1 protein-coding gene is annotated in these 18397 nt (G+C 46.7%); it reads left to right on the forward strand.

Going from position 1 to position 18397, the window contains the following annotated elements:
* The first annotated feature begins 6 nt into the window (after positions 1-6).
* Positions 7-18357 carry an SDR family NAD(P)-dependent oxidoreductase gene (locus CLV51_RS13700; protein WP_106528584.1) on the forward strand — a complete coding sequence of 6117 codons (18351 nt, stop codon included), beginning with the start codon at positions 7-9 and terminating at the stop codon, positions 18355-18357.
* Positions 18358-18397: the final 40 nt, after the last annotated feature.

The following is an 18397-nucleotide window of genomic DNA, read 5'->3' on the forward strand; positions in this document are numbered from 1 at the left end:
CGAATCATGATAACGGAACATATAAATATATCCCTCAATAATCCGGTAATAGGAAACCATATCGTATACGGACAGGCAATCCTGCCCGGTTTAGCATACATCGATCTCATATATCAGGTATTCCGTAAACATGGGCATGATTACAGGGGACTGGAATTACGTAATCTTACTATTCAACATCCGCTGGCGGTGGATATTGACAACGATATCCTGCTTCATATTGAATGCACAGCAAATGATGAAGGAAAGTGGCAGATCGTGATAGAAGGCAGTGTAGTGCAACAAGGCATAACTGCGCAGGAAAAAAGACGTTATGTTACAGCTGAAATGCATGTTTTGTCATCCAGGGTATTTGATGACAAGATCGATATAGTTACCATCCGGCAAACAGCAAAAGAAACATTCAGTCTGGAGGAAGTATATCAACGTGCCAGAGCGGCTGAACTGATACATCATAGTTTTATCAAGGCTACCGGTAATATTTATAAAACAGGAGATGATGTCTTCATAGATATTGAAGTGGGAGCTGATGCAGCTGATAGTGCTACCGGTTTTATGTTTCATCCTACACTTATTGACGGTGCTGCAATGGGTACCGGGTTATTTCCCTTACAGGAAAATGGGAAGGCACTGCTTTTCCTGCCACTGTTTTATGAATCTTTTTATGCCACTGCATTATTGCAGGACGCGTGCATGGCACGGTATTCCTTCACACGACGCAAAGATCTGCTGGATATTAATATCACCTTCTTCAACAGAGAAGGGCAGAAAGTGGCAGCATTGCAGCATTTCAGTAATAAGTTGGTTCGTGAAGCAGGACTGATCAATCCCCAAAGAATAACTAACGCGGCGGATGCCAGGACAGAAAATATAAAAGAACCAGCGCCAAAGCAGCAAAATTCACGTGTAAGCAGCGCATCTATACAGGCAATACAATATTTACAGCAGCTGATGGCAGAGAGCATCGGTCAGCCTGCGGAACAGATGAATATTAAAGCAGGGTATTATGAATTGGGCCTCAGTTCTGCGTCGCTGTTGGTGATGGTAGAAACGATCAGCCAAAAGCTTAATACCAGCCTCTCACCTGTTTTATTGTTTGAATATACTACCATCGCTGAACTGGCGGAATATCTTTCTGACGTTTTTCCGGATGTATTTGGTGGTACAGCCGAAATAAGATCAGCAGCGGCAAGTGCGACCAATATTCGTGTAGACGTTCCCGTTATAAATGAACAAGCCGCGGTAACACAGCGGTTACCCGACACAACGGATATCGCTGTTATTGGCATTGCAGGCCGTTATCCCGCTGCGGATAATATAGCTGAGTTCTGGGAAAATCTGCTGAACGGAAAGGACTGCATCACAGAAGTACCAGCAGAGCGGTGGAACTGGCATCGGCATGATGGTATGAAATCGCCATCTGGAAAACAGTTTTCCAGATGGGGCGGATTTATAAATAATGTAGATTGTTTTGATCCTTCTTTTTTCAGGATATCTCCCAGGGATGCAGAAACGATGGATCCCCAGGAGCGTATATTCCTGGAGGTGTGCTGGGAAACAATGGAGGATGCAGGGTATACACCAGTTACACTGGCGGGTAATAGCGGAAAAGGTAAAAGAAATAAAGTAGGTGTATTTGCGGGCGTAATGCATAAAGATTATGCGCTGATAGGTGCAGCAGCAGTGCAGAAGGGAGCACAGTTTCCACTGTCACTGAACTATGCGCAGATAGCCAACCGGGTATCCTATTCCTGCAATTTCCACGGCCCCAGCATGGCAATAGATACGGTGTGTTCTTCTTCTTTAACTGCCCTGCACCTGGCGCTGGAAAGCATACGACATGGAGAGAGTGAAGTGGCACTGGCAGGAGGTGTAAATCTTTCCCTGCATCCTGATAAATATTTATCCTATGGTTTAATGGATCTGCATGCAAGTGACGGGTATTGCCATGCTTTTGGAAAAGGTGGTGATGGCTATGTTTCAGGAGAATGTGTGGCGGCAGTATTATTAAAACCGCTGAATAAGGCTGTGGAAGACCATGATCATATTTATGCGGTGATCAAAGGCAGTACCATTAATCATGGTGGTGCCGCCAGTGGTATCTATGTTCCCAATCCGGTGGCGCAGGCAGATATGATCCTGTCCTGTCTGGAAAAAACAGGCATAGACCCTCGTAGTATTTCCTATGTGGAAGCTCATGGCACAGGTACTTCCCTTGGTGATCCGATAGAAATGCAGGGGTTGGTGAAGGCCTATCGCCAATACACTGCTGATAAGCAATATTGTGCTATCGGTTCTGTAAAATCTAATATCGGCCATGCGGAATCCGCTGCCGGTATTTCCGGTCTGTCAAAAGTATTATTACAACTTTATCATAAAACACTGGTGCCTTCCTTACATGCGGGTGAGTTGAATCCCTATATTGATTTCTCCGCTTCTCCTTTTTACGTGCAGCAGCAGGTGGCGCCATGGGAAACATCTTTTCCGCGCAGGGCTGCACTGAGTTCATTTGGAGCTACCGGTGCCAATGCACACGTAATCCTGGAAGAATATATACCATCCGTTTCCTTACCGGAAACAGTTGAACCGGGTTTGCATTACCTGGTGCCGCTATCCGCAAAAAACAAGGAAAGACTGCTGGCCTATGCAGCCAGATTATTGCACGCTTTACAACAGGATGGGCGCCGGGAAATAACACTCACGGATATTGCCTATACCCTGCAAACCGGCAGGGAAGCCATGGAGCAGCGGGTAGCGTTTATTGTGCAGGACATTGCCGGGCTGACTGATCTGCTAAAGACCTTTGTAACAGGTGGTCATATAGATGCGACAGTTTGCCTGGAAGGGCATGTAAAGGCACATCCTGATATTCCCGGAATTTTTTCGGGAGATGAAGATTCAGGAGAACTGATTCTTACATGGCTGAAAAAAAGAAGATTAAAAAAAATAGCAGAACTCTGGGTAAAGGGATTGGATATCAGCTGGAACCTGATGTATACTGTACAGCCTCAACGTGTGAGCCTGCCTGCTTATCCGTTTGCGCGGGAACATTACTGGATACCGGAAGCAGAAAATTTGCCTGTGTCGCCCACATTATCACCGGTTACTATTCATCCTTTACTTCATCAGAACACTTCTGACTTCACCGAACAGCGCTTCAGCACTACGTTTACGGGTAATGAATTTTTTCTGGCAGATCATGTGGCAGAAGGGCGGCATATACTGCCCGGAGTAGCTTACCTGGAAATGGCACGTGCAGCGGCTGCATATGCTACCGGCATTCAGCCACCGGGAACAATGGTGCAGTTAAAAAATATCGTGTGGGCAAGACCGTTAGTGGCTAATGGAGTGCCTCTATCCGTACATATCAGCCTTTATCCGGAAGATAATGGGGAAATATCCTACGAAATATATGACATCCAGGAAGATGCCCCTGTAGAAAAAGTGATTTACAGTACCGGGCATATCCTGCTGTCAGCCGTGCAGGAGACAGTAGTATACGATATCGCCGGGTTACTGGCACTATGCAGCAAACAGCATTTTCCCGGCGACGAATGTTACCGGATTTTTAATACCACAGGCATAACTTATGGTCCGGCATTCCAGGGTATCAGGGAAATATACACAGGAACCGGTCAGTTATTGGCGAAGATAAAATTGCCCGCTGAAGTGAGCAATACAGCGGGTTTGTTTGTACTTCATCCGTCATTACTGGATGCCGCTATGCAAACGGTGATCATGCTCCGCCATATGGATGGGCATACATCTCCGGCGCTGGCTTTTGCATTAACATCCCTGCGCATACATAATACCTGCAAGGGTGAGATGTGGGCGTATAGCCGTTACAGTGAGCATAAAACATCAACCGGCAGCATACAGCAATTTGATATTGATTTGTGCGATGATCAGGGAGCTGTTTGTATCAGCATCGCCGGACTGGCTTCCAGGTCTAAAGATAATGCAGCACCGACTGCAGGCACGTGGCAACTGGCTCCTGTATGGAATAAAACAACGCCTGCATTGACAACCTCCATCCCGGATGTTGCTGAAAAGGTTTTGATCATTGGAAGTAACGCAAGAGAAACGGCAGCTATCAGCAAATATTATCCGCAGGCCACATTGCTGGAAATAAGTGTGGGTGATACGCAGGAAGTACTTGAACAGCAATTAAAAAACATACCTCCCGTAAAAAATATTATCTGGATCACCGCTGCCGGTGCTGATTTGGAATTAACAGATGATGCTATCATACATGGTCAGCAGGAAGGTGTGTTGCAAGGTTTTCGCCTGATAAAAACACTGTTGCATACTTACCGCGATGCCGCATTATCATGGACTGTTATCACGCGCAATTGCGTGGCCGTTACTCCCGGCGAAGAAGTGGATCTGACACATGCAGGTATACAAGGAATAGCAGGTGCACTTGCCAAAGAATGTCCTCACTGGAAAATTGTGTTGGCGGATGTAAGAAAAGAGGAGGATATACCATGGGGAGAAATTTTTACGCTGACACCCGATGCAGAAGGCAGTGGCAGGGCTTATCGTAACGGACAGTGGTATCATCAGCAGATGGACTTATTGGAATTGCCTGCACCAATGGTATCAGGCTATCGTAAAAACGGGGTATATGTGGTGATAGGCGGTGCTGGTGGCGTTGGTGCGGCCTGGAGTGAATATATGATCCGTACCTATAATGCACAAATTATATGGCTGGGACGCCGGCCCAAAGATGATGCTATACAGACTAAGCTGGACGAACTGGCATTAGCGGGTGTTATGCCTGAATATATCAGTGCCGATGCCACTGATCTGACATCATTGACACAGGCTTATCAGCAGATCAAATCAAAATATCCGCGGATCCATGGGGTGGTGCAAGCTGCCATGGTATTACATGGCCGCAATCTTATCAGTATGGAGGAGGAAGGATTTCTAAAGGCCTATGCTGTGAAGGTAGATGCGAGTGTGCGTATGGCACAGGTGTTTGAAAAAGAACCGTTGGATTTTGTGCTTTTCTTTTCTTCGGTAGTTGCATTTATCAGGAATGGAGGTCAGAGTAATTATGCGGCGGGAAGCATATTTATGGATGCTTTTGCAAAACGGCTTCCCCATACATGGGCCTGTAAAGTAAGGATCGCTAACTGGGGCTATTGGGGAAACGTTGGTATGGTGGCTGATTCCGACGCATTGCAGGAATGGGTAATTAAAAATGGTCACGGTCTTATAACGCCGGCAGAAGGAATGCTGGTGCTGGAGAAATTATTGTCAGGCCCTTTTGAACAGGTAGTATTTATGAAAACTACTTCGTCTGCCGGACTGAAAGGATTCTCTTTATCCGGTGAAAAAAGAGGGTTGGTGGATGGAGTGCTTCCTGCCACTTTGGATACTATAAAAACATTGCCATTTTTACAAGTTCTTACAGCTCCGTCACCTTCTTCTTTTTCAGCTGCGATAAATGTTGCTTTGCGCAACCTCTTATGGACACAGTTGCAGGAACTGGAACCATTTCGTCAAAAACATTTTACCCTGGATACTGTCAGTACTGCTGTTTCACTACCGGTTATATATCACCGCTGGTTGCAGGAAAGCCTGGAGATACTGGTAGAAGATGGTTATCTGGAAGCTAACGGAAATATATATACGAAATTAGAGAAACATGCCAATGGCTGGGCGGAATGGGAAAAACAGCGACCTATCTGGTTAGCACAAAGTGGTGAAGCGGCATGGATGATCTTAGCAGAAACAATGTTACGTGCATTGCCGCAGATCCTCAGTGGTAGCACTCCGGCAACAGATATCATGTTCCCTGGTACTTCTGCTAAACTGGTGGCTGGTATTTACAGGGAAAATGCAGTAGCTGATTATTTTAATGAAGTACTGGCACAAACAGTGCTGGCATATACCAGGGAAAGGTTACAACAGGACCCTTCCTCACGGATACGCATATTGGAAATCGGCGCAGGTACCGGTGCCACCAGTGCCACCGTATTTGAACGTTTACGCGGTTATGAGGCACAGATCCGGGAATATTGTTATACAGATATTTCCAGGGCTTTCCTGTTACATGGAGAAGATGCTTATGGTGAACAGGTACCTTATCTCACCTATAAATTGCTGGATGCTGCGATGCCGGTAGCACAACAGGGTTTCCTGCCCGGAAGCTATGACCTGGTAATTGCCGCCAACGTATTACATGCAACAAAAAATATAGTAGAAACCCTTCGTAATGCCAAAACACTGCTGGCAAAAAATGGACTCTTGCTCCTGAATGAAGTAAGTGATAAATCACTGTTTGCTCATCTGACGTTTGGACTGTTAAAGGGATGGTGGTTATACGAAGATCCTGCGTTAAGGATACCTGGTTGTCCCGGCCTGTATCCTGAAACCTGGAAAACAGTACTTACACAGGAAGGAATGAAGAACATATGGTATCCCGCCTCATCTGCCCATATATGCGGGCAACAGGTAGTGGTAGCTGAAAGTGATGGTGTGATAAGTCAACACGTGGCGGCTTCACAGGTTATAGCAACAGCTGTAGCGCGTCACCTTCCGAAACCTCCGGATAAAACGAATGTCAGTGCTCCTGGAAATGCGGAAAATGGGGCAGATCATGTGAAAGAACTGATAATAGAGAAGCTATCTGTTTCCCTGAAATCAGATCCTTCAAAAATAGATAAGGATATACCTTTTGCAGACTATGGTCTGGACTCTATCACCGGTGTACGTATGGTGCAGCTGTTGAACGACAGTCTGAAAATATCCCTGGAAACCACCATACTGTTTGACTATAGTTCTGTAAATAACCTGGCGGCATACATCCTTCAAAATTGTAACCCGGTGATTGCTGTTGCAGATACCAGGGTACTTGTACCGGAAATAGCTCCTGTTGCTTATCTCAAAAGGAAATCACTTGTACAGCAGGAGGTGTCGCGGAAAGAAGTAATACAAAAAGAGCCGGTAGCGATAATAGGAATGAGTGGAAAATTTGCAGGTGCCGACACTGTTAATCAGTTATGGGAGCACCTGTCAAACGGTACCGACCTGGTAGATAAAGTAAACCGTTGGGATCTTTCCGCTTTTTATCAGAAGAGTGAAACTTATTGTGATCAGGGTAGTTTTATAGATGACATTGCTGCCTTTGATCCTGCATTTTTTAATATCTCAGCCCTGGAGGCTACTTATATGGACCCGCAGCAAAGGCTCTTCCTGGAAGAGGCCTGGAAGGCGCTGGAAGATGCAGGTTATGCCGGTAATAACATGCAGCACCGGTTATGCGGAATATATGTAGGATGTAATGGCGGTGATTACCGGCAACTGTTTAAAGACGGAGAAGATATACCTGCACAGGCTTTCTGGGGTAACCTGAGTTCCATTGTACCCGCCCGTATTGCTTATTACCTGGACCTGCACGGTCCGGCTATTGCGGTTGATACTGCCTGTTCAAGCTCACTGGTGGCAATACACCTGGCCTGTCAGGGTTTATGGGGAGGAGAAATTGCTATGGCATTGGCAGGTGGCGTATTTGTTCAGTCTACACCCAACTCCTTTATTGATGCAAACCGCGCAGGCATGTTGTCCCCAACCGGCCGTTGTCACACTTTTGATGATGCCGCTGATGGATTTGTGCTGGGAGAAGGAGTAGGCGTAGTGGTATTAAAAAGATTAAAAGATGCATTGCAGGATGGAGATCATATTTATGGCGTAATCCGTGGATCAGGTATTAACCAGGATGGAACATCCAATGGAATTACTGCACCCAGTGCTGTTTCGCAGGAACGGCTAGAATGCCAGGTATATGATGATTTTAATATTGATCCGGATAAAATACAAATGGTGGAAACGCATGGTACCGGTACCCGCCTGGGTGATCCGATTGAATTTCAGGCGCTTTCCCGTGCTTTCAGGAAGTATACCAGCAGGCAGGCGTATTGTGCTATCGGCTCTGTTAAAACCAATATCGGTCACATAACAGCACCTGCGGGTGTAGCAGGATTGATAAAAGTATTGTTATCACTTCAGCATAAAAAGATGCCGGCTTCACTGCATTATAATACGGGCAATACAAATATTGCATTTGAAGGAAGCCCGTTTTATGTAAATACTACACTCAGAGACTGGGATACAACCGGCTATGAGTCCCGTGTTGCGGCACTCAGCTCTTTTGGTTTGAGTGGTACCAATGCTCATATGGTGATTGAAGAAGCGCCGTTACAATCACGCAAGCACCTGCAAATGCCTGCTTACCTGGTAGTGTTGTCTGCCCGGAGTGAACAACAGTTACAGCAACAGGTGTTACAACTGCTGGATCATTGTGAACAGTTTCCTGATACTGACCTGGGTAATCTCAGTTATACTTTACTGTTAGGAAGAAAACATTTTCAACATCGTTTTTCCTGCGTAGCCAGTCAACTGGAAGTGCTTAAAACACAGCTGCGTAGCTGGCAGGATAAGGGCGCCGGGTTAAATTTGTTTTCAGGCAACCTGTCTGATAGCAATGAAAAAGAACAGGCAACAGCGAAGAAATATGCGGAGGACTGCATACAGCAATGCGAACAAATACCCGTTGTGAAAAATTATGTTGAGCAGCTGGTAGTTGTAGCTGAATTGTTTGTTAAAGGATATGCGTTACCGTTAGATCGCCTGTTTACAGCAGGCAATTATAGCAGAATTTCCCTGCCTGTATACCCGTTTGCCAGGGACCATTATTGGGTAGAAGCAGCTCCTGCTGCACAGGCATTTACACCACCGGGTGTAGCGTTGCAAATGTTAGCACCGGTATGGGAAACTTTCCCGGTTACACCGGTAAACATTGCTCCTGCAGCTACTTCCCGTATGCTGCTGGCAGGTGGTACTACTGCAGAAAGAAATGCACTGCTGACGCTTTACCCGAATGCGCAGTTGCTGCATACGGATAATATTAAAGAGCTGGCAGCTCAGTTGCCGGAAGGACTTACACATATTATCTGGATAGCCACAGAAAGCAGATCGCAACAACAGCATTACAACGCTTTTATAACAGCGCAGGAGGACGGCGTACTTGCCTGTTTCCGGTTGATCAGGGCATTGCTGCAGAAGGGGTATGCTACACAAACACTTGATTGGACGATTATAACAAGGCAATGCATCGTCATTGATAAACAGGAACAAACAGATCCTACCCATGCAGGGCTGCACGGACTGGCCGGCTCGCTGGCGAAGGAATACCCGCATTGGGCGGTTCGGCTTATTGACTTGCCAACGGATACGGATATACGCTGGAAGGAGTTGTTATCTCTTCCGGCAGATAGCCAGGGAAATGCATTGGCTTATCGTCATGGACATTGGTACAGGCAACAATTGGCACCTATAGGGCTATCTCCGGCAAGCACCTCTCTGTATCGTCAGAACGGGGTATATGTGGTAATAGGAGGCGCAGGGGGGATTGGTCGTGCCTGGACGGAGTATATGATCAGGACCTATCAGGCACAGGTAATATGGATAGGTCGCCGCAAGGCAGATGAAGAAATATTGTTCCACAGCAGACAGCTGGGAAAAGCAGGTCCGGCGCCGGAATACATGCAGGCAGATGCCGGAGATGCAGCGGCGCTGAAAGAAGCACGTGAAGCGATCATTCGAAAATATGGGTGTATAAACGGCATTGTGCAATCAGCGATTGTACTATCAGATCAGAGCCTGTCGCAAATGGAGGAACGGGTATTCCAGGCAGCGTTGCATGCAAAGGTGGACGTGAGTGTTTGTATGGCGCAGGTATTTGCAGCGGATAAACCAGACTTTGTTTTGTTCTTCTCGGCCCTGAATGCATTTATCAAAGCTCCGGGACAGAGTAACTATGCAGCAGGCAGCACTTTTGAAGATGCCTTTGCTCAATATCTTTCACAACACTGGCCCTGCGCTGTCAAAACAATCAACTGGGGCTATTGGGGAAGTACAGGCATTGTATCGGGAGATAATTACCGTCGGCGGATGACTGCCGCAGGTATTGGTTCCATAGAACCTCCTGAGGCTATGGCTGCACTGGAACAACTGCTTACCGGTTCCCTCTCTCAGGTGGCACTGATCAAGGCAGTACCTAACCTTAGCCTGCCGGGCATTATCATAAAAGGTACTCCGGCAAAGGCGGAAGAAAACATACTAACGGTATCGGATAAACGCCGGAATATAACAGCGCCGCAAAGCGTCACTCCGCAGCTGCTGAAAAATTACACCAGGAAAATTATCCGGGAAAGTATTACCGGCATACTGAAAACAGCAGATAAACATATCAGGGATGATGATAGCTTTTCTGCGCTTGGCGTAGATTCCATTATTTCCGTGCAATTGATTACGAAGATCAACAAAGCGGCAGGATGTAATTTAAACACGTCTGCATTGTTTGATTACAGTACTATATCGCAGCTTACCCAATACGTAGCTAAAGAGTATGCGGATGTGCTGACGGCGGCCTTGCAGCCGCAGACGGTAATAACGGAAACGCATATACCGGTTATAGCTAACATACCGTTATCATTACCAATTGTTACCCCGGCTCCTGTCGAAAAAGAGCCGGTGGCCATTATTGGGATAAGCGGTCGTTTTCCTGGTGCTGATTCTTTGGATGAATTATGGGAACACTTGTCTAATGGCGACGATCTGGTGAAAGAAGTGAGCAGATGGGATCTGTCTTCCTACACATCAGATGGAAAGTTACCTCCTTGTCATCATGGTGGCTTCCTGGATAAAATAGACTTGTTTGATCCCTGGTTTTTTAACATCACTGCACTGGAAGCTAACTACATGGACCCGCAACAGCGGCTGTTCCTGGAAGAAGGATGGAAAGCACTGGAAAATGCAGGATATACCGGCAATGGAGAAGAAAACCGTTTATGCGGCGTATATGTAGGATGTCATACCGGTGATTACCAGCAACTGCTGGATGAACAGGCGCCTCCACAGGCCTTTTGGGGCAATGCGGATGCGGTGGTTCCGGCACGTATCGCTTATCACCTGAACCTGCAGGGGCCGGCTATAGCTGTTGATACGGCGTGTTCCAGCTCTCTGGTGGCCATTCATCTTGCCTGTCAGGCACTGTGGACGGGAGAAATAAGTATGGCGCTGGCTGGTGGTGTATTTGTGCAGTCCACCCCCAGGTTTTATTTGCTGGCAGGTAAAGCTGGTATGTTATCAGCTACTGGTCGTTGTTACACTTTTGATGAACGTGCAGATGGATTTATCCCCGGTGAAGGGATAGGTGCAGTAGTACTTAAGAAGCTGGCAGATGCCCAGAGAGACGGAGATCATATCTATGGTGTGATCAGGGGATCAGCTATTAATCAGGACGGTACTACCAACGGTATCATTGCACCCAGCGGCAATTCGCAGGAACGCCTGGAATGCCAGGTGTACGATAGTTTTAACATCCATCCTGAAAATATCGGGATGGTGGAAGCCCACGGGACTGCCACTAAACTGGGTGACCCCATTGAATTTGAGGCGTTAACACGCGCATTCAGAAAATATACAGACAAACAAGCGTATTGTGCTATTGGTTCTATCAAATCCAGTATGGGACATGCATCTGCGGCAGCGGGTATAGCGGGACTGTCAAAGATCCTGTTATCACTGCAGCATCGGCAAATCCCACCCAGTCTGCATTTCCGGCAGGGCAACAGCAGTATCCGGTTTGATAAAAGCCCTTTTTATGTAAACACCCAACTGCAGGAATGGCGTATAACGTCAGGGCATACACGACAGGCTGCCTTAAGTGCCTTTGGGTTCAGTGGCACCAATGTACATATGGTTATTGAAGAAGCACCACAAACACTGCGCCGGCATGCAGTAAAACCAGCTTACCTGGTAGTACTGTCTGCCAGAACACAGGGTCAACTGAAATCTCAGGTACAGCAGCTGCTGGCATTCAGTGAAAAAAATCCGGACCTGCATACAGGTGATCTCAGTTATACTTTGCTGATGGGAAGAAAACAGTTTAACCACCGCCTGTCCTGTATAGTAGCTGATTGTAATGAGCTGCAGCACCTGTTCCGCAGCTGGCTGGAAAAAGGCAATGTTCCAGGTATCAACGTAGCGGTTTTACAGGAAGGTGAATACCAGGAACAGGAAGCGCTCAGAAAATATGGAGAGGAATGTATCCGGACATGCGGGCATACACCCGATGCCAGCGAATACAAAGAATGTTTATCAGCAGTAGCTTCGTTATACGTTAATGGTTATACGTTGCCTTTTGCCACGCTGTTTTCAGCCGGGGAATATGGCAGAATACCTTTGCCGGGATATCCGTTGATACGTGAACGTTACTGGATACCGGAAAGTAATACCATCATTCCTGCCGTTACCGTCAAACCGGCCATACAGGCAGATGGCAACAAAATGCCTGTCCTCCGGGCAGTAGAAAAGGAAGTCGCCATGTTGTTATCTGCCATCACAGGCATTGCTTCCGCAAAACTGGATGAAACAGTAACCTTTGAGGAACTGGGGCTGGACTCTCTCATGATCACCCATTTCAGCAAAGGAATTGAAAAGTGGACAGGACATCTGGATACTACTTTATTTTTCAGGTACCATACTATCCGCGCACTGGCAAAATACCTGGTGGACACCTGGCCGGAGGCAATGGTTTTACTGGTGCAAACCGGTTCTACCATTGTTCCGGTGGCGCCTGCAACAGTTAATTCATCTTTAGTAAATAAAACAAACACAGATATTTCATCCCGCAGAACTAACGTAAATGGATATACGGACATCGCTATTATTGGTGTATCAGGAAGATATCCGCAGGCCGAAACGCTGGCCCGGTTCTGGCAAAACCTGGTAGCCGGCAAAGATTGTATAGAAGAAATACCAGCCGACCGCTGGCCGCTGGAAGGATTTTATGAACCGGATATTTCCAGGGCAATGGCAGAAGGCCTCAGTTATAGCAAGTGGGGTGGTTTTTTGAAAGATGTAGATTGTTTTGATCCTTTATTTTTTAATATCTCCCCCCGCAATGCAGCATTGATGGACCCGCAGGAAAGACTATTCCTGGAAGCAGCATGGGCCTGCATAGAAGATGCAGGTTACACGCGCAAAACATTGGAGCAGGAAGGTTACGGTAACCGCATCGGCGTTTTTGCAGGTGCTACCTTCAATAATTATCAGTTACTGATGGCGGAAGCTGCCAGACAATCTGGTAAGGAAATGTATGTGGCCAACAGCCAGATCTATTCCATTGCTAACCGGGTATCTTATGTGATGAATTTTACTGGTCCCAGTCTTACAGTAGATACCGCCTGTTCTTCTTCTCTGCAGGCCCTGCATCTGGCCTGTGAAAGCATCCGGCGTGGCGAATCCAGGATGGCTTTGGCAGGTGGCGTAAATCTCTCGCTTCATAACAGTAAATATATTACGCTTTCGCAGGAACAGTTTGGTGCAACAGATGGCCGTTGCCGTGCATTTGGTGAAGGAGGCAGCGGTTATGTACCGGCAGAAGCGGTAGGTGTGGTTTTCTTAAAACCGCTGAGTGAAGCAGTGGCAGACAAAGATCATATTTATGGTGTGATCAAAGGCACTGCTGCCAGTCACGCTGGTAAAACAAACGGCTATACCATCCCTGGTCCGGCAGCACAATCGCAGGCTATTGAAACAGCCTTGAGAAACTGTGATATGGATGCCAGAAGTATCAGCTGTGTGGAAGCACATGGAACAGGCACGAGCCTGGGAGATCCGATTGAAGTAGCTGCGCTGACAGATGTATTCAGAAAATATACGGCTGATACCGGATTTTGTGCACTCTCTTCTGTTAAATCAAATATTGGTCATGCAGAAGCAGCTGCCGGCATTGCGCAGCTAACCAAAGTATTGCTGCAGCTCCGGCACCGGACACTTGTAAAAAACCTGATGCACGGACAACAGCTGAATCCGAACATATCATTTGCACAAACACCTTTTGTAGTACAAACCAATACCACCCCCTGGATACGGCCGGTAATAAATGGTGTGGAAGTGCCCAGGAGAGCAGGTATCAGCAGCTTTGGGGCAGGTGGTGCAAATGTGCATGTAATTGTGGAAGAATATACACCTGTACCTACTGATTTACCTTTTCCTACAGGGCCGTTTGTGATAGTCTTATCAGCAAAAAATGAAGAGCGGCTTCGCTTAAAAGCAGCGCAGCTGCTGGAGTTTATCAGCACGCAGCAGCCGGAAGAAAATGATCTTGTGAACATAGCTTATACTTTACAAACCGGACGTGAAGCCATGGATGAACGCCTGGCATTTACGGCAGATACGCTCGCTGATCTCAGCATGAAACTGAGCAATTTTATTGCCGGAACAGCGGATAAGAATTTGTGGAGGGGCAATACAAAAGAGCATAAAGCATCCCTGTCCCTGATGGGTAGTACAGCGGATTTGCAGCAACTGATAGATCTGCAGGTGCATCAAAAGAACTACGACAAAATGCTGGATTACTGGGCTAAAGGGGTATCATATGACTGGCATAAATTGTATCCTGCAGGTACGCCCGGTAAAATCGGCCTGCCCACTTATCCTTTTGCGAAAGAGCGTTGCAGAAAAGGAGGAGGCAGTAGCAACAACACTACTGCAGCAGCAACAGTTGCCGCTGAAACATATGAACTGCTCACCTTTGAAGAGGTATGGGAAATAAAGGAACTGACAGGAGAAGAAACAAAACCCGTAAAAATAGTAGTATGTCTGTTGGAAGAACCTGCACAGCAACAGCTGGTGGCAGCGATCCATCCCGGCATAACATTTGTCTTTGTTGCTCCCGGTAATCACTATCAAAAACTAACAACACACCGGTATACTATACAGCCAACAGCTGCCGGCAGCTATGAACAGGCCTTCGCAGAAATTACTACCTGTGTGGGTAAAATAGATACGGTGCTTTACGGCTGGGCACTCACTAATGCAGATTATATAGAAGACAGCACTCCGATAGTGCTGCTGTTGCAGGCATTAACGGCCTGCAAAATACAGGCCGTACGTTGTTTATTAACGGGTCTGTATCAAACGGAGCAGCAGCGTTGTTACCTCGAATCATGGACAGGCATAGAACGCTCACTGGGTATGATATTGCCCCGCATACAGATGGCGGTTGTTTTTAGTAAGGCAGCAGACCATGTATTGCAGGAGTGGCTGTTGAAATGTATGCATGAATTACAGGCATTTAAGATGCAGAGTGCTTATTATGATGGTGGAGTAAGACAAATATGCACTGTCAGACCAGTGGTGTTGGAAGATGTTCCCGCAATGGATTTCAAACCGGGTGGTACCTATCTGATCACAGGCGGCTGCGGCGGACTGGGTTTATTATTTGCCCGCTACCTGGCAGGACTGCATCCGGTTAACCTGATTCTTACCGGGCGCTCTCCGTTGGATGCAGTTAAGCAGGCTGCCATCAGCGCATTGGAAAAGCTGGGCAGTCACATATGGTATATTCAGGCAGATATTTGTGATGAAGAGGTCATGCGCAACCTGTTGCAAAATATATTCATACAAACAGGAAATATTAACGGGGTAATTCATGCAGCTGGTATTGCTACGGATACAAGTGTACTGGATAAATCTCCGGCAGATTTCCGCGCAATACTCTCACCAAAAGTAGCAGGAACAATTATACTTGATCACCTGCTGCAAGGCCATGCACCGGACTTTGTATGTTATTTTTCTTCTTCCTCCGGTATTCTGGGAGATTTCGGTTCCTGCGATTACGCCATGGCTAACCGGTTTCAGAATGCGTATGCGCGTTACCGTTACAGGCAGCAGCTACCAGGCAAAACAGTAGTGATCAACTGGCCTTTATGGAAAGAAGGTGGTATGCAGTTTGAAGCCGGGGAAACTACACATATGTATCTCAAATCCAGCGGACAAAGACTACTGGAAACAGTGGAAGGCATGGCGGTATTCACGAAATTGTTGTCGCAGCCCCGCATCCAGCATATGGTCATTACCGGCCAGCGAGCCAGGGTGCTACGTTTTCTAGGATTGGATAAAAGTACAGTTACAGCTGCATCGTCCTCACAACAGCCGGTACAGCCATTACCTGTTGCCTTTACCACCACAAATACACCGGTTAAAAATAACAACCTGCCACTGGAAGTGTCCATAGAAAAAGATTTGAAGGAGATGGTCAGCCATATCCTGGATATTGCTGCAGCAAAGCTGGATCACAGAGAAAACCTGGCAGACCTGGGTTTTGATTCTGTGCGCTTAACAGCTTTTGCAAATCGTATCTCCACTTATTTCGCAATAGAAATAACTCCTGCATTATTCTTCGGATATCCAACATTGGAAAAATTAACTGCACATTTTATAGCTGCCTTCAACACGGAGATGGTTGCCTGCTATCATAAAATAATAACTCCGGTGGATGTTCCACAACAGGAAAAAACAGATCCGGGCAGCAAAGGCAGCATGGCTGTAACGTTATCCGGTACTCCGGAGCCAATTGCAATAACAGGTATGAGTGGCCGATTCCCGCAGGCCCGTAATACAGACGAAATGTGGGATATGCTTGAAAAGGGAATAAACGCTGTGGAAGAAATTCCTGCAGATCGTTTTGATTGGCGTCAATACAGCGGCAATCCGGAAACAGATCCGGAAAAGACAAAGTGCAGATGGTGCGGTTGCATACCGGGTGTAAAAGAATTTGATCCTGCATTTTTTAATATCTCTCCGAGAGAAGCAACAGAAATGGATCCGCGTCAGCGTTTACTGATGCAGGAAGCCTGGCGTGCGCTGGAAGATGCAGGTTACGGGCCTGAGCAGTTAAAGAACGGCAGGGTGGGCATGTTTGTGGGGGTGGAAGAAGGTGATTACCACCTGCTCAATGGAGACGTACGGAATGTAACGGCTACGCATACGGCTATACTGGCATCAAGACTGGCTTATTTCCTGAATCTGAATGGTCCGGTAATGGCCATTAATACAGCCTGTTCTTCTGGTCTGTCTGCGCTGCATCAGGCATGTGCCAGTCTGCGGAATAATGAATGTGATGCCATGATTGTGGCTGGTGTAAACCTGGTGCTGCTACCGGAAAGATTTGTATGGATGGATCAGATGGGCATGTTGTCTGCTGATGGTAAATGTTTTGTGTTTGATAAAAAAGCCAATGGTATGGTACCCGGCGAAGCAGTAGTGGCAGTTGTATTGAAACGTTTATCCAGAGCAGAAGCTGATGGTGATCCGGTATACGCAGTGATCAGCGGCAGCGGAATGAATTATGACGGAAGAACCAATGGTATCACTGCTCCCGGCAGTATGGCACAGACAAGCCTCTTAAAGGAAACGTATGAAAAGTATGCTATTGCGCCGGAAAATATCAGCTACATCGTAACACATGGCACTGGTACAAGACTGGGAGATCCGGTCGAGATCAATGCACTGCGTGATGTGTTTAAACAGTATACAACAGAGAAACATTTCTGTGCGCTCACTTCCACAAAAACAAATTTCGGTCATACACTGGCAGCATCGGGACTGGTAAGCCTTGTCTGCCTGGTGCAGGCACTGCGCCATCAAACCATTCCTGCCAGTCTGCATTGTGAGGAAGAAAGTGATTATATCGAATGGAGCAACAGTCCTTTTTATGTAAATAAAACAACCCGATACTGGGATAAAAAAGACAAAGCCATACGTACCGGAGCTGTCAGCGCTTTTGGTTTCAGCGGAACCAACGTACACGTAGTAGTAGAGGAGTATCAGCCTCCTGTGATAGTTGCTCCCGTTACGATGAGCTGTTATCCCCTGGCTTTTTCTGCCAGAACCGTACCTGCCTTACAGGAAAAGATCAGGGATATGATCCGCTTCCTGCAACAACCAGCAGCAGTATCTCTTAGCATAGCTGAAATAAGTTATACCCTGCTGGAAGGCCGTCAGCATTTTGAGCATCGCTGCATGATCCTGGCTGCCAGTAAAGAGGAGGTTATCTCCTTATTGCAGCAATGGGACAGGGATGAAAAAAATGCCTACCTGTACAGGGGAGAAGTACCAACAGATTTCCGTGAACAGAAAGTGGAGCTGCAACGGCTGCAGGATCTGACAGGACAGGCTTTTGTATCGAATGATAACGCAAACGACTATATGAAAATATTACAAACACTGGCAACGCATTATTGTCAGGGTTATAATATAGTATGGACGCCACTGTTCGGCAACACTCCGCCACAACGTATCCATTTACCGACCTATCCGTTTGCACGGAAACATTATTGGTTACAGGAGAAACAAAAGCAGGTACTCCCGGCATTGCCGTTGCTGACAAAAGAGCCGGATGCAGAAAGTATGTTATATGAGCAGGTGCTCGATGATATGCTTAATAATTCCATTTCACTTGATATCGCGCTGCAAAGAATCAGGGAGATCTGATCTCGCCGGTTCTCTGGAAATAATCTCATTTCATAACATT

The organism is Chitinophaga niastensis, from assembly GCF_003014755.1.
Taxonomy (GTDB): domain Bacteria; phylum Bacteroidota; class Bacteroidia; order Chitinophagales; family Chitinophagaceae; genus Chitinophaga; species Chitinophaga niastensis.

Coding starts and splice junctions, on each gene's coding strand:
- CLV51_RS13700 (WP_106528584.1), top strand. CDS start 7: ATGATAACGGAACATATAAATATATCCCTCAATAATCCGGTAATAGGA.